The 13,509-nt window shown below is 63.6% G+C and carries 13 protein-coding genes; 5 read left to right on the forward strand and 8 right to left on the reverse strand.

Annotated features, from left to right (window positions below; genetic code table 11):
• Nucleotides 1-10: 10 nt before the first annotated feature.
• The 5 genes from Q7P63_04410 to Q7P63_04430 form a co-directional block, all read right to left on the reverse strand.
• Nucleotides 11-1,264, reverse strand: coding sequence for a tetratricopeptide repeat protein (locus tag Q7P63_04410; protein MDP0499324.1), 1,254 nt, complete (start codon nucleotides 1,262-1,264; stop codon nucleotides 11-13).
• 9 nt (nucleotides 1,265-1,273) lie between these two features.
• The gene (locus tag Q7P63_04415; GenBank protein ID MDP0499325.1) at nucleotides 1,274-2,530 is read right to left on the reverse strand and encodes a tetratricopeptide repeat protein; all 1,257 of its coding nucleotides are present in this window, start codon (nucleotides 2,528-2,530) and stop codon (nucleotides 1,274-1,276) included.
• Nucleotides 2,527-3,198, reverse strand: a complete 672-nt coding sequence (locus tag Q7P63_04420) for a hypothetical protein (GenBank protein ID MDP0499326.1) — start codon at nucleotides 3,196-3,198, stop codon at nucleotides 2,527-2,529. The genes Q7P63_04415 and Q7P63_04420 overlap by 4 nt, the downstream gene beginning before the upstream one ends.
• 175 nt (nucleotides 3,199-3,373) lie before the next feature.
• Entirely contained in the window at nucleotides 3,374-4,720 is a 1,347-nt protein-coding gene (locus Q7P63_04425) for an AAA family ATPase (protein MDP0499327.1), read from the reverse strand.
• Between the two features lie 66 nt (nucleotides 4,721-4,786).
• The gene (locus Q7P63_04430) at nucleotides 4,787-5,422 is read right to left on the reverse strand and encodes an NAD(P)H-dependent oxidoreductase (GenBank protein ID MDP0499328.1); all 636 of its coding nucleotides are present in this window, start codon (nucleotides 5,420-5,422) and stop codon (nucleotides 4,787-4,789) included.
• A 102-nt stretch (nucleotides 5,423-5,524) separates the two neighbouring features.
• Between Q7P63_04430 and Q7P63_04435 the strand changes: the two genes are divergently transcribed.
• Nucleotides 5,525-6,406 carry an AraC family transcriptional regulator gene (locus Q7P63_04435; GenBank protein ID MDP0499329.1) on the forward strand — a complete coding sequence of 294 codons (882 nt, stop codon included), beginning with the start codon at nucleotides 5,525-5,527 and terminating at the stop codon, nucleotides 6,404-6,406.
• 16 nt (nucleotides 6,407-6,422) lie between these two features.
• Here Q7P63_04435 and Q7P63_04440 read toward each other — a convergent pair whose 3' ends face one another.
• From Q7P63_04440 to Q7P63_04450, 3 genes are all read right to left on the reverse strand, one after another.
• Nucleotides 6,423-6,935 carry a DUF892 family protein gene (locus tag Q7P63_04440; GenBank protein MDP0499330.1) on the reverse strand — a complete coding sequence of 171 codons (513 nt, stop codon included), beginning with the start codon at nucleotides 6,933-6,935 and terminating at the stop codon, nucleotides 6,423-6,425.
• Nucleotides 6,936-7,029: 94 nt separating this feature from the next.
• Complete coding sequence (locus Q7P63_04445; protein ID MDP0499331.1) at nucleotides 7,030-8,643, reverse strand: hypothetical protein; 1,614 nt, start codon at nucleotides 8,641-8,643, stop codon at nucleotides 7,030-7,032.
• Nucleotides 8,644-8,727: 84 nt separating this feature from the next.
• Complete coding sequence (locus Q7P63_04450; GenBank protein ID MDP0499332.1) at nucleotides 8,728-9,639, reverse strand: LysR family transcriptional regulator; 912 nt, start codon at nucleotides 9,637-9,639, stop codon at nucleotides 8,728-8,730.
• 71 nt (nucleotides 9,640-9,710) lie between these two features.
• Here Q7P63_04450 and Q7P63_04455 point away from each other — a divergent pair, with 71 nt between their 5' ends.
• The 4 genes from Q7P63_04455 to Q7P63_04470 all read left to right on the forward strand — a co-directional run bounded on the left by Q7P63_04455 (nucleotide 9,711) and on the right by Q7P63_04470 (nucleotide 13,426).
• Nucleotides 9,711-10,469 (forward strand): SDR family oxidoreductase, encoded by a 759-nt coding sequence (locus Q7P63_04455; protein MDP0499333.1) that lies wholly within the window; start codon nucleotides 9,711-9,713, stop codon nucleotides 10,467-10,469.
• A gap of 60 nt (nucleotides 10,470-10,529) precedes the next feature.
• Nucleotides 10,530-11,003 carry a Holliday junction resolvase RuvX gene (ruvX, locus tag Q7P63_04460; GenBank protein MDP0499334.1) on the forward strand — a complete coding sequence of 158 codons (474 nt, stop codon included), beginning with the start codon at nucleotides 10,530-10,532 and terminating at the stop codon, nucleotides 11,001-11,003.
• Between the two features lie 76 nt (nucleotides 11,004-11,079).
• Nucleotides 11,080-12,498 (forward strand): Mur ligase family protein, encoded by a 1,419-nt coding sequence (locus Q7P63_04465; protein MDP0499335.1) that lies wholly within the window; start codon nucleotides 11,080-11,082, stop codon nucleotides 12,496-12,498.
• 49 nt (nucleotides 12,499-12,547) lie between these two features.
• A complete protein-coding gene (locus tag Q7P63_04470) occupies nucleotides 12,548-13,426 on the forward strand; it encodes a DUF4097 family beta strand repeat-containing protein (GenBank protein ID MDP0499336.1) in 879 nt (292 codons plus the stop codon).
• Nucleotides 13,427-13,509 lie beyond the last annotated feature (83 nt).

Here is a 13,509-nt window from a genome sequence, read left to right on the forward strand (position 1 = left end):
GATTTCCCAACTACCGTTCCCGGCTGAGCAGCACGGAGTTGACCCACGTAGAGAGCAGGCAGCCGAGGGCGAGGAACAGCGGGCCGTTGAAGAAGAGCGAAGGATCAATCACGCCCAAGATTGCGAGGATCGGACACAGCAGGCCACCTATCACAAATATGGCCACTTCGCCGCCGATGATCCAGCGGTTCATCGGGCGCTCCGCCCGGCCCAGCGCGCCCAAGGGCAGCGCCAGCGCAAGGAACAACAAGCCGAGCCCGAGCAGCCCCAGCAACTTGATCGAGGCCAGGCACAGGCCAATCCCGAGGACCATCGACGCGGCCAGTCCAACAGTTACGTTGCGCTCAAACGGTGGCAGCGCATGACGCCCCAGCGGGTGCACCAGCAGCATGACGTTGAAGAGCGGCCCCACGATCCACGTGCTGAAGACGAAGAGCACATACACGGCCCCCACCGCACCGGCATAGGGTGCCAGATGCGGCTGCGATCGAAAGATGCCGCCCAAGGCCTTTGCACCCAGCCAGAGGCCGATGATGAAGGCCCATTGCGCCTTGCTGGAGAGGCTCTGGATCCAGAAAAGGTAGGCGAGAAAGACGCGGTAGATCGGGTTGGCGGCCTTGATCGCCTGCAGCATCCCTTGCCGCGCGCGGTCGTCCTGCGGGTCGAGGCGCAGGGCCTCGCGAAAGCTCTCCATCGCCGCCCGGTGGTCGCCCTGGTGCAGCTTGGCCCAGCCCATCTCGACATGCGCCCCGCTGTCGCCGGGGGTGCGGCGCAGGGTATCGCTGATAAAGCGCTCGGCATCGTGTTTGCGCCCCTGGATACGCAGGGCCTGCGCATACATGTTGCGGCACATGGTGTCTTCGGCGTCGAGCTGCAGGCCCGTGGCGGCGGCCTGCTCGGCGTCGGCGTATTTGTGCAGCCGCAGCTTGATCGAGGCGAGCAACCCGTAGGCCGCCGGCAGGTTGGGGTTGATCTCCAATAGCTGCCGTACCGCCTGTTCGCTCTCCTTCAGCTTGCCTTGGTCGTGTGTGATCACGGCGAGGATGTATTGCGCGTAGGCGTCGTGCGGGTCGAGCCCCACGGCCTCCTGGGCCGCCTCCAGCGCGGGCTTGCGCTTGTCTTGCTGCTGCAGGCACAGGGCCAGGATCGCCATCGCCTCCGCGCTCTGCGGCTCGATTTCCAGCGCCTGCCGCACCGACTCTTCGGCCCGGTTCACATTACCTTGTTGCAGCAACAGCCGCGCGCGTTCGACGTGGGGATTCATGGGGTAGGGCTAGATGTAGCGGGAGATGAGGCGGTTGATAAAGAGTACGAACGCTGACAGCATAAGCAGAAAGATTCCAATCTCAGCCGGCGGCAGGCCTTTGGTGTATAGCATACAGACCAAGTAGTAAGGTACGACTACGAGCTCAATCCCGAGAACCGCGGCGCTGATAGTAGACTTTATGGGAAGGTATCGAATAGGCACCGCAAAGCACACCAAGGCAGTTCCGAAGCAAATGGTAGCAGTCTGGAGGAGCAGAACGCCTGCAACAAAGGCGATCACTCCAGCTAAGAAAGTTGCGGCGATGGCAGCGGAATGGAGCAACTCGTAGCGGTGCACAAGATATCGCCGCTCAGGCCGGGTGAGTAGCAGGAGGTTGGTGCATGCGGGCCACATTGCAACCCCCGTGTACAGTGCGCAGCAGAAGCCGAAAATCGAGGCGAAGACCGCAGCATTGGCATCAAACGGTACAAGCTCTCGTAGGCCCATCATCAGGAAAAGGCTCATGACTGCGGGTACGATAAAAGACGCGAGCGCAGATTGCCCAGACAGCTTTGTACCCAATCGCGTCAGGAGGCGGTAAGTTAAGTGCCGATTTTTGATAGCTGTGATCAGGCCCTTTGTGGCGTCGCGGGAGAGCGGGTTGATGCGGAGCGCCTCGCCAAAAGCACCAACCGCCTCAGGGTGGCGGTGGTTTTTTAGGCAGAGTGCGCCGAGTTGCAGGTGGCCGTCTACATCTTCGGGGGCCAGCTTGAGCCAGTCGCGTAGTACGACTTCAGCTGCGGCGATGTTCTGCTTTTCTTGCAGGCTGTGGATGAGCGCGATACGAGCGTTCGAGAGCGTTGGATCCTCCGCCAAGGCCGATCGCGCGAAGTATTCTGCGTCATCTAGCTTCCTCAGGTTAAGGGAAACTATTGCAAGCAAGGCAATGATCTGGGCATTCCAGGGATTAAGGGCCAAAGCGCAATGCAGCGTTTCCTCTGCTTCCAGATATTCTTCACGTTTGGCTTGGATCCATCCGATGGTGTACAGTGCTCCTGCGTTGTTTGGGTCCAGGGAAATTGCATCGCAGGCTGCGGAAAAGGCCTCTTCAATCTCACCTATCCCAATATAGCTGCTCGCAATCACACACAACGCCTCTGCGCACTGCGGATCTGCCTCCAGTGCCCGTCCGGCTTCCTCTGCCGCGTCGCGGTAGCGTTTCAGCTCCAGCAGTTGCTGGGCGCGCTGGAGGGCGACGTTAGAGGGGCGGACGTCGGGGGTCATGACGCTTTGGCGGTGGCGCGCGAGACGGTGTCGTTGTGCTGGTAGGCGAAGGTAAGCAGCGCGAGGGCGACGAGGCCGCCGATGGCCGGGTGGGGCAGCGGGGCGAGCAGGATGCCTACCAGCACGAGGGGCAGCCCCAGCGCCTCCAGCCAGAAGAGGGACGCCTTGCCGGGGTGCTTCCACAACGCGAGACCGCTGAGGGTGACGCCGAGGCAGGCCACGAGCACGCCAGCCAGCAGGCCAAGCGCGCTCTGGATGACAATGCCGCCAAGCAGGAGCAGCCACGCCGCGACGACGGCCCCGCCTACCATGCCGAGGCGGCGCAGCTCGATCCGGGGCAGCACGATCTCGGAGGTCCGGCGCGCGACGAGCAAGACGGCGGCGCAGGCCCCAAAGGCGGTTAGCGACGCGTAGAGGGTCGTGAGGATGCTCAGGACGCTGAAGACGATCACCGGCGCGAGCCCATCGCCTTTGACGACCATCAGCAGGTTGATCAGCACCAGCCCGGCACCAAACACGCCGAGCGGAAATTCGGCCACCTGCAGCGCGAGGCGGGTCAAGGGGCGTTCGGCTTCGGTCGCGCCGACTTGCTGGGCGGCTTCGCGGTAGCGTTTCTGCTCCAGCAGTTGCGACACGGTGGGGGGCGGCTCGGTTGACGACGTGCTCATGATCGTGGGGTGGCACCCCGCCGGGGTGCGGCGGTGTTTGCCTGCGTTCCCGGGGTATCGCTCTGCTGGGCAGATCTCAACCCCGCGCTAAGAGCTGCCAAGCCTTCGGCTTGCGGGCTTCGGTTGAAATTCGGCTCGATGAGGCGGGTTGATTCGATGCTCGGCGGCATGGGCCTTACTTCTTGATGCCGAGGTAGGCGAGGATGTCGTCGTAGAGGCCCGCCTGGTTGGCGTAGAGCGCGTAGTTACGGGCGGCGGCAAACCACTCCTTGGTGCTCGGCTTCACCTTTTTGGCCGACTGCTCGAGGTCTTTGGTCGAGAGGGGCACGAGGCCCCCCTTCTTCATCGCTTCGTCCAGCTTTTGCTCGACCGCACGTTCGACCACAGCCTTGAGGTCGGCACCGGAAAAGCCGTCGGTGCGGCGGGCGACGGCCTCGTAGTTGATATTTTCCGCCGGCTTGTCCTTCAACATCACACGCAGGATGGCCGCGCGGGCCTCCTCGTCGGGCGGGGGCACGAAGATGATCTGGTCGAAGCGGCCGGGGCGGCGCAACGCGCTGTCGAGGTGCCAGGGGGCGTTGGTCGCGCCGAGCACAAGCAGGCCGTCGTTGGAGCTTTCGACGCCGTCCAGCTCGGAGAGGAACTGGTTGATCACGTTGCGGCCCGCGCTGTGGCGGAGGTCATTGCGGTTGGCGCCGAGGGCGTCTACTTCGTCGATAAAGAGGATGGTGGGGGCGCTGCGGCGGGCTTGCTGGAAGACTTCGTGGAGGTTCTTTTCGCTCTGGCCGATATACATGTCGAGCACCTCATGGAGGCCGAGGGTGTAGAAGCTGGCCTTGACTTCTCCGGCGGTGGCGCGGGCGAGGTAGGTCTTGCCGCAGCCGGGCGGGCCGTAGAGCAGGATGCCGCCACCGACCGCCTTGCCGTAGGCCTTGAACAGGTCGGCATGGGCGATGGGGTGGATGATCTTCATGCGGATGTCTTCCTTCACCGCGTCCATCCCGCCCACGTCGGCAAAGGTGATGCGCGGGCGCTCCGGGTCGATCTGGTAGGGCGCGTCGCCCCGGCCCTCGCGCAGCGGCTCGGTGCGCGGACGGTCTTCGACCGGGTCGTCCATCAAAAACGGAGCCAGCTCTTCCTCCAGCTCGGCATCTTCGCAGCTTGGGTCGGCCTCCTTGGCTGCGAGGTAGAGCTGCGCGGCCTTGATCAGCTCGGTCGTCTGCGAGAGCAGGCGGGCAAACGTCACTTGCGCCGCCGGGGTCAGCACGCCGCGCTTTTCCTGGCTTTCGAGGATCACGAGGGCCTCGTCGCGCTTCTCCAGTTGCAGGTAGGCCTGCGCCATCGCGTGCTCCAGCTCCGGGTTTTGCGGAGAGACGCGCAGGGCCTCCTTGCACGCCTCCAGTGCGGCCTCGTGGCGACCGTATTTCTGCAACGTGCGCACGAGGTGTAGGTGCAGCGGCACATTCTCCGGCGAAAACGCCAGCGCATCCTTCAAGGCCTTGATCTCGGCAGGCTCCTCCATACGGCCATTAGCAGGGGCCGCGTGCGCGTGGTCAAGGCGGAAGGGTGCCAAACACGTTCGCCGCGCCTAGACCGCGCAGGTGGAGGGATACCACTGGTGGACGAGCCCTTCGAGGCGGCGGCGCACCTCTGCGAGTTTGGCCGGGCGGGTTTGCGGGTCGCGCAGGGAGACACCGATGCTCTCCCACGCGCTGAAGCCCATGAATTCAAACAGGATGCGGGAGAGGGCATGCACGCCGTCCCAGTTGGGGAATTCGTGCATCGGGCCGGTGCCCAACTCCAGACCCGAGGTGTAGAGGGTGAGCGCACGGAGGTGCTGCATCACGGGGGCGGGGCCGGCGGGAGTCCAGTCGAAGGTCTCGCCGATGAACATGATCGCATCGATGTAGGCCTTGACCGGGGCGGGCAGGGAAAAGTTGTGCATCGGGTAGGCCATCACGAGCACGTCAGCCGCTTTGAGCTGGGCGATGAGCGCATCCTGTGGGGCAAACAGGGCGGCTTCGGCTTCGGTCAGTGGCTCGTGGCGGTAGTTGCGCTTGAGGTAGGCGGCCATGCTCGCGCGTCCAAAGGTCGGGGCAGGGGTCTCCAGGAGGTCTAGCACCTCCCGTTCGCCCGTCGGGGCGACCTCTTCAAACAGCTTGAGTAGCTGCCGCGTATGGGAATCCGCCCCCGTGGGCAGGTAGTGGACGATCAACGTTTTCATGAGACGATTTTACCTGGAGTGGGCACGGCAGACCATGGCCCGGCGTCTGCGAAACCTGTCGTTGCGTCTCAAGGGCAAAGAAGGTGAAATGGACCACGACGCATGGATCTATTGACCGACATCCTGCAACAAGCGGGGCTGCAGCGCGCGGTTTTGCGGCAGCGCGAGGGCAGTGCGCCGTGGGTGATCACTTGCCGGTGCGACCGTAGCATCGCGTTTCACCTTGTCCGGGCGGGACAGGTGACGATCGAGGGCTGCCGATGCTCCCAGCGTCTGGAGCTCGAGCCGGGAGACCTGGTGATGCTGGCCCGTGGGTTTGACCACACCGTGACGACGCGGACGCCTGCCGGGCAGGAGGTGGCGGTGATCAGCGGGCACTATCGGCTGTGGAACGACCCTGTACACATGATCTTTCGGGAGCTGCCCACCACCTTTGTCCTGCGCGGGGCCGAAGCGGAAGAAATCCCGGCGATCCGACGCCTGCTGCCGGTGATCGAGGCGGAGCTGGCTGACCTGCAAATGGGTGCCGACTCAGCTCGCCGGGGGCTGCTCGACGTGCTCTTCAACTACCTGCTGCGTGCGTGGCTCGATCGCCATACGGGCAGCGAAACGGGCTGGGCGGGTGCATTGCAGGATCCGCAACTGGTGCGCGTCTTCACGCTTTTGCACACCCAGTGGACCCGCTCTTGGACTTTGGACGAGCTGGCGTCTGAGAGCGGCTTTTCACGCCCCACCTTGGCCCGCCGATTCAAGCAGCATACCGGAGATACGCCGCTGCATTACCTCACGACTTTGCGGGTGCAACGGGCGATGCACTTGTTGAGCAATACGCTGTTGCCCATCGGGGCGGTGGCCGACCAGTGCGGCTACAGCGATGCCTTTGTCTTTTCCAAAGCCTTCAAGAGGCTGACGGGTGAATCTCCACGCGATTTCCGCCAGCGCAACCTCGCGGAGGCGGTGGCGCGCCAGGAAGGGGAGGCGTAGCCGGCTCTTCGCCTCCTCAATCGGCCGGCAGGGCGTCGAGGATGTCGTCTTCGGCGAGCCGGGCGAGGGCGAGGTCCATCGCGTGTTCCTCGTCGGCCGAGGCGCGGAGGCGCTCGATGTCTTGCCGGCAGCCGATGCGTTTGGCCAAGGCTTCGACGATGCCATAGGCCGCCAACTCATATTGCTTCACCCGGCGGGTGTGGGCGACGATCAACACGTCGCGTGCTTCGGGGGTGGGCATGTCCTTGATGTGCGCGTGCCCGCCCTTGATCAGGCCCTCCATGGCCTTTGAGGGGTCGCCGCCGAGGTCCCAACCCTGCGCGTGCCCGACAGCCGCGAGCCGCTCCTGTTGCAGTCGTGTTTCCTCGACGTGGCGCTCGAAGAGCCGCTGCAGGTTGTTACAGCTCGCCAACTTCGCCAGCTCCTCAAAGGCCGGGATCAACTGGCACTCCACGCTATAGAGATCCCGGAGCTGATCGAGATACAGATCCCGCAGCCCCACGCTTCGCTGCTGGCTGGTGTCGCTCATCACGAAGGAAAACGTTGGCGGCTTCCGGCGCGGGTGCAAGCGGGGGCGGGAATAAAAACCGCCCAGCCGGGTGAGGCGGGTGGTGGGGGAGGTTCTATGGTGTGGGGCTGCTGAACTGCGGCCCGGCGGATTCGTCGTAATAGGGCCCACCGAGAATGGTTGGGGCATATTCGAGGCAGGGCTCTCTGGTCAGATCCCATCTGGTTATAGTGCCATCGGACTTCCGGATCAGGAGCCCGCGCTTGAACACGTCCTCGGGTGGCGTGTTTTTGCCGGTGACGCAGATGACAAAGCGGTCCGTATTTTCATGAACCAGAAAGTTTATCACGTTACGCGGGTAAGAGATCTCTCTGAAAACGTAATCCATCACTCGGGAGATGTCGGTGGCATCCGCCGGCATCGGAGCATATCCATGGCAGTCCGGATTGTCGGCATGCGCGATCAGCTCCGTTTCAGGGACAGGAAAGGTTGTTACGCGGCGGACTGAGCTGACCCCCTCCGATCGGTCATAATAATAGACTCCCTGTTCTGCTGACTGCGGGTCCGGCACAGGTTGGATCGGGAGTTCCGAAGACAAAAGCTTGGGTAGGGAGGGTTCTTTGGGCGATTGAGCAAGATTCCAGTAAGCTGCTTCGCCGTCAGATTTTCGGATCAGCAGGCCCACTTGGAACATCTGGTGGGGGAGCGTTAGATAGGTGGGGAGGGCGATGGCAAAATGGTCGTCGCCCTCGTAACCAAGCAGGGTGAAGCTCGGTTGTCCGAAGAGATGTTCCACAACCTTTTGCTTGGTAAGATCCGAAAGAGGAACTGCTTGCAAACCAAAGGCACCACCTCTCTTATCAAGATGAGCGGTAACGGTTTCTATGGAAATCGGAAAATTGTCCAGCCAGTGGACCGGAAGAGGTGGAAGGCTGGCCTCTTCGGGTGATGTACATCCCCATCGGAGGGAGATAGCTGGCCCCGGGGTAGGCTTAATGTTCCGGTTCCAGAAGCTGATGGATCCATCTTTTTTGTCTACCAACATCCCTTGCTGCAGTTGATCGGGATACGGGTGGTCCAAGGTTCCAATGCAAACCACGAAATAGCCCGGGGTTTCGTGCAATAGTAGACGCCATATGCCTGTCGGGCTTGGCAAGCTGGCAAGGAGGTGCTGAAAGAGACGGTCTCTGTTCCGACCTTGAAGAGGTATGGGCTCAACCCGACAATCGCGGTAAGGAAGTATATGCGCCAGGATTTCTTCTTCCGGATAAGGAAAGGCTTCAAGCCACTGATATCGGGACGGGTATTCGTTCCCCAAACTCCAGGAGAACACATGCCCCGTTCCTTTGTCTACGAGTAGACCGGAAGGATAGGGGTGAGACGAAGGAGATTGCTGATAGTGAAAGCCGATGAGGAAGTACGTGTCACCTTCGTAGGCCGCGAGCGTAAGCCCCGTTAGGGCGAGGGAAACGTATTGAGTGGCGGCACGCACCACCCGTTCACGAGTGAGAAGCTCCGGTTCGAGCGGTCCCGCTGCCAGTTTGCCGCGCACGAGGAACCTAGTGTGCGTGATTGCCTCTTCGTAAGAAACCGGGAACTCGTCGACCCAGATTGACGCGTCGTACTTGGGCAAGACGAACGGCATGGGCTCTCCGGGGGCTGCTGAAGCGAGCGGTGCGCTGAGCAGCACAAGCAGCGAGCAGGCGAGAATGGCAAAGGGTAAGCGCATAAAGGGTATGAGGCGAGCGGGGTGGTGGTGAGGCAAGCTTTGGCTGCCGCATCGTCTCCTACAAGCCTGAAGTATCCGCTCCCCTCACGCCAGCTCGTCTCGCAGCCATTGGACGGCGAAGTCGACGAAGGCGCGGGCGCGAGCGGGCAGGCGCCGGTGGGCGGGGTAGACGACGTGGACGGGGAAGGAGGGCGCGTGCCACTCGGGCAGGAGTCGAGTCAGGCGACCGGCTGCGATGTCTTCCTCGACCAGCCAGTGAGGCAAAACGCAGCCGGCGAGGCCGGTGTAGGCGACTTCGCGCAGGCTGGTGACGCCGCGCGCGACGAGCACGGGCGGGAGCGGCACTTCTGCGGGTTCGCGACCTTCCGCTTCGAGCACCAACTGGTCGCTGCCGCCAAACTGGGCCCCGGCAAGGCTCATCCACGGCCAGTCGGCGAGATCGGCAGGCTGGTGGGGCTGGCTACGCGAGGCAATCAGAGCGGGGGCGGCCACCGGGTAGCGCACGATCTCTCCCGCTGGGCGCGCCACCACGAGGTCGTCCTGCAAGTGACCAGCGAGGATGCCCGCGTCGAAGCCTTCTTCGATCATGTTGAGCGGGCGGTTGCTGTAATCCAGCTCGGCGGTGAGGCGCGGGTGGTCTTGCAAAAAGGCCGCGAGCAGGCGAGGCACGGCCGTCTGGCCAAACTCGATGGTCGAACAGATGCGCAAATGGCCCTGCAGCGCCACGCGATCTTCCCACAGGCGCTGCTCCGCTTCGTCGGCCAGCTCCAGCATGGCAAGGGCATCGGCGTAAAAGCGCTGCCCCGCTTCGGTCAGGCGCATGCGGTGGGTGTCGCGCTGGATCAGGGTGGCACCGCAACGCTCCTCCAGCGTGCGCAGGTAGCGGCTCATGGTCGGCTGCGGCTTGTTGAGCGCCTGCGCGCCGCCCGAAATGCTGCCCCCGTCCACGATGGCAATAAAGGCCCGCAGCAGCGAGAGGTCGTCGAAGGGCGTCATTCAGTTTTTGAATATAGAATATGCCGCCGCCGTGGCTACCCGAAACGCTCCGGCCGTGCGACAATAGGCACATGAGCACAACCGACAATTCTCACCCGGCCCGCGTGGCCATCGTTACGGGTTCTTCGCGAGGGATCGGGGCGGCGATTGCCCAACGTCTGGCGGCCGACGGGTTTGCCGTGGTCGTCAACTACGCGGGTCGGGCGGATGCGGCCGAGCAGGTCGTCTCGCACATCGAAAGCGCGGGCGGGCAAGCCATGGCGGTGCAGGCCGACGTTTCGAAGGTCGCCGATGCCGCCCGGCTGTTCGAACGCGCGGTAGAGGCCTTTGGCGGCGTCGATGTGCTGGTCAACAGCGCAGGTGTGATCCAGCCGGGCTTCGTCAACGTGGCGGATACCGACGAGGAGCTGTTCGACCACATCGTGGCGGTCAACCTCAAGGGCACCTACAACACCTTGCGCCTCGCTGCCGAGCACCTGCGCCAAGGCGGGAGCGTGGTCAACTTTTCGACCAGCGTCGTGGGGCTGTCGCTGCCGGGCTACTCGGCCTATGCGGCGACCAAGGCGGGCGTGGAGTCGTTGACCCACATCTTTGCGAAGGAGCTGCGGGGGCGGAGCATCACCGTCAACGCCGTTGCGCCGGGGCCGGTCGCGACCGAGCTGTTCCTGAAGGACAAGACGGACGAGCAGGTCGAGCGGCTGGCGAAAATGCCTCCGCTGGAGCGGCTGGGCAAGCCGGAGGATATCGCGCCGGTGGTGGCCTTCCTCGTCGGCCCCGAAGGCGGGTGGATCAACGGGCAAGTGATCCGTGCCAACGGCGGTCTGGTGTAAGGGCATCTGCCGGCGCTCATTGGACTAGACTCCGGGCGTTACAGCGTCGATAACTGGCCGATGCCCCGCTATCTCGGGATCGACTACGGAGAGAAACGCATCGGCCTTGCCTATGGCGACGACTTGGGGGTGGCCACTCCCCTGCCTGCGGTGGTCGAGGCCACGCTGGAGGCGAAGTTCGCGGCGCTGGCCCGGCAGGTGGAGCAGCGTCGCCCGGCGGCGTTGATCATCGGCTACCCGTTCAACATGGACGGGTCGGTCGGCTTCAAGGCGCGCGAGGTGGATGTGTTTATCGCGCAGCTCGAAGAGCGTTTTGGCCTGCCGGTGCACCGGATGGACGAGCGGCTGACGTCCCACCAGGTCGAGACGCAGTTGCGTGCGATGGGCCGCAAAAACAGCAACGACCGTAAGACGCGGGCCACGGGCGAAATCGATTCCCGCGCCGCCAGCCTGATCTTGCAAGACTACCTCGACCTCCACCACCCGCCCGTGCTCGAAGAGCCGTGGGACGACGAGGACGAGGATTACCGCTAGCGCGGCTGGGCGAGCGCATAAAAGGTTGCGCTCCGCGTTTGCCTTTGGGGCAAGAGGTGGCCCATGCTGTAGGGCTATGCGGTTGTATTTCATGAGTGTGTGCGGCACGGGGATGGGCAATGCGGCGTTGTTGATGCGCCAACTGGGGCACGAGGTGCTCGGGTGCGACCGCAATATTTACCCGCCGATGAGCGACGCCCTCCAGGCCGCCGGGATCGAGATCCTGCCCGACTTCGATGCCGAGCGTCTGCAGCGTCTCCAGCCCGACCTCGTGGTGGTGGGCAACGTGAATACGCGCGGAAACCCGGAGGTGGAGTGGCTGCTGCGCACGCGCGCTATCCCGTACACCTCGCTGCCGGGCTTGTTGAACAGCCACCTGCTCACCCACCGCCGCAACATCGTGGTGACGGGTACCCATGGCAAGACGACCACCACCTGCCTCGCGGCCTACCTGTTGCGCCAGCATGGTCAACAGCCCGGCTGGCTGGTGGGGGGCATCCCGCGCGACTTGCCGAGCGGGGCCGAGTTGGGCCAGCCCGACGCGCCTTTTGTGATCGAGGGCGACGAGTATGACAGCGCGTTTTTCGACAAGCGCAGCAAGTTCATCCACTACGCGCCCAACATCGTGATCCTGAACCACCTGGAGTTCGACCACGCCGACATCTTTCGCGACCTTTCCGACGTGCAGCGCACGTTTAGTCACCTGCTGCGCATCGTGCCGCAAGACGGCTTCATCCTCGCCAATGGCGACGACCCCAACCAGCGCGATCTCGTCGACTCGGTGCATTGGTGCCGCGTGCTGAAGGTAGGGACCGATGCGGCCAACGATTTGCAGATCCGGGGCTTTACCGAAGACGAGCGTGGCTCGCGCTTTCAACTGGTGTGGCGCGGCACTGTATGGGGTCGGGTGCAGTGGAAGCAGTGGGGGCTCTACAATGCCCGCAATGCCGCCATGGCCTGCCTCGCTGCCGGTTTGGCGTTGAAGCCCGAAGACCCTTTCTGTGCGATTGAGCCGGAAAAGCTGCAGGGCTACCAAGGCGTAAAGCGTCGCCAGGAGGTGCTGTTCGACAATGGCACGACGACGCTGATCAGCGACTTCGGGCACCACCCGACCGCGATCCGCCAGACGCTGGAGTCGATGCAGCAGCGTTACAAGGGGCGGCCGGTCGTGGCGTGCTTCGAGGCGCGCAGCAACACGGCTTGCCGCAAGGTGTTGGAGGCGGACTTTGCGACCGCCTTCGCCCCGGCTGACCGTGTGCACTTCGGCGCCGTTTTCCGCGCCGAGCGTTACCGCGACGAAGACCGGATCGACCTGGAGGCGATTGCCGCCGGGCTCGGCACGCAGGCCGTCGCGCACGGCACTAATGAGGCGATGGGCGCGGCGCTGCGTCAGAGCCTGCTGGACGAGCCGCGTCAGGTGGTCGTGTTCTTCTCCAACGGGAGCTTTGACGGCGTGATCGAGCAGACGGTGCAGGCGGTGCGCGAGGGGGCATAAAAGCTGTTTTGGCGTGTAACAAAACGCCGGGCCGGTTCGTCTCCTCTGCATGATGCAAAAAGTGATGTCTCGCGGGGCGGCGATCAGTGCCGCCGTCTTCCTGCTGCTGGCCTTGAGCGGCTGTTTCTCCACCCCCTTGGTCAAAGGCACGCGCACGGCGTCGATGGCGATGCCGGAGGGCCGTGCGCTGCAGGTGGAGACCCGCAACGGCTACATTGAAGTCATCCGGGGCGATACGGCCGAGGTCGCGGTGGAGGCACAGGTGCGGGTGCGCTCGCAGGAGCGCCTCGACACGGTCGACGTGATGCCGGTGGACGACGGCCAGCGCGTGTCGCTGCGCCCGTTGTGGCCCGATGGGAGCTCTCTGCAACGCAATGAGGGCGTGAGCTTCAAGCTCGTGGTGCCGGGCGTGGAGGGGGTCACGCTGGAGACGGGCAACGGCCACCTCAAGCTGCAAGGGCTGAGCGGGCCGGCCGCATTGGAAACCTCCAATGGCCGCATCGAGGTGCGGGAGCACGCAGGGGAGGTCTCGGCCCGCACCAGCAATGGCAGTGTGGTCGTCCATGAGGTGCAAGGGCAGGTGGATGTGCACACGAGCAATGGAGATGTGGAAGTAAGGGGCGCGGCGGGCGCCGTCCAAGTGCGGACCTCCAACGGTTCGATCGAGATTGCGCTGGCGGAGGCAAGCCGTGGGCCGCTGACGGCTATTTCTTCCAACGGTAGCGTTTCGGTGGTGCTGAGCCCAAGCTTCAGCGGCATCCTGACGCTCAAGACGTCCAATGGGGGCATCAAACTGCGGGACTTGCCGGCGGCGCGGATTATCGATAGCGGCAAGCACGAGATGAAGCTGCAGTTGGGCGAGAGCACCGAGGAATCGCGCGTGGTCACGAGTAATGGCAACGTCACCGTACGCCTGGCTGCCGAATAGGCGGGGGCAAGTTGCAGGCTTGCATGGCCAAAACAGCCGGTAGAACTGCAAGCTGCCATGTGGTACGTTTTATGTGAAAACCC

Source organism: Verrucomicrobiota bacterium JB022 (assembly GCA_030673845.1).
Lineage (GTDB): Bacteria > Verrucomicrobiota > Verrucomicrobiia > Opitutales > Oceanipulchritudinaceae > WOUP01.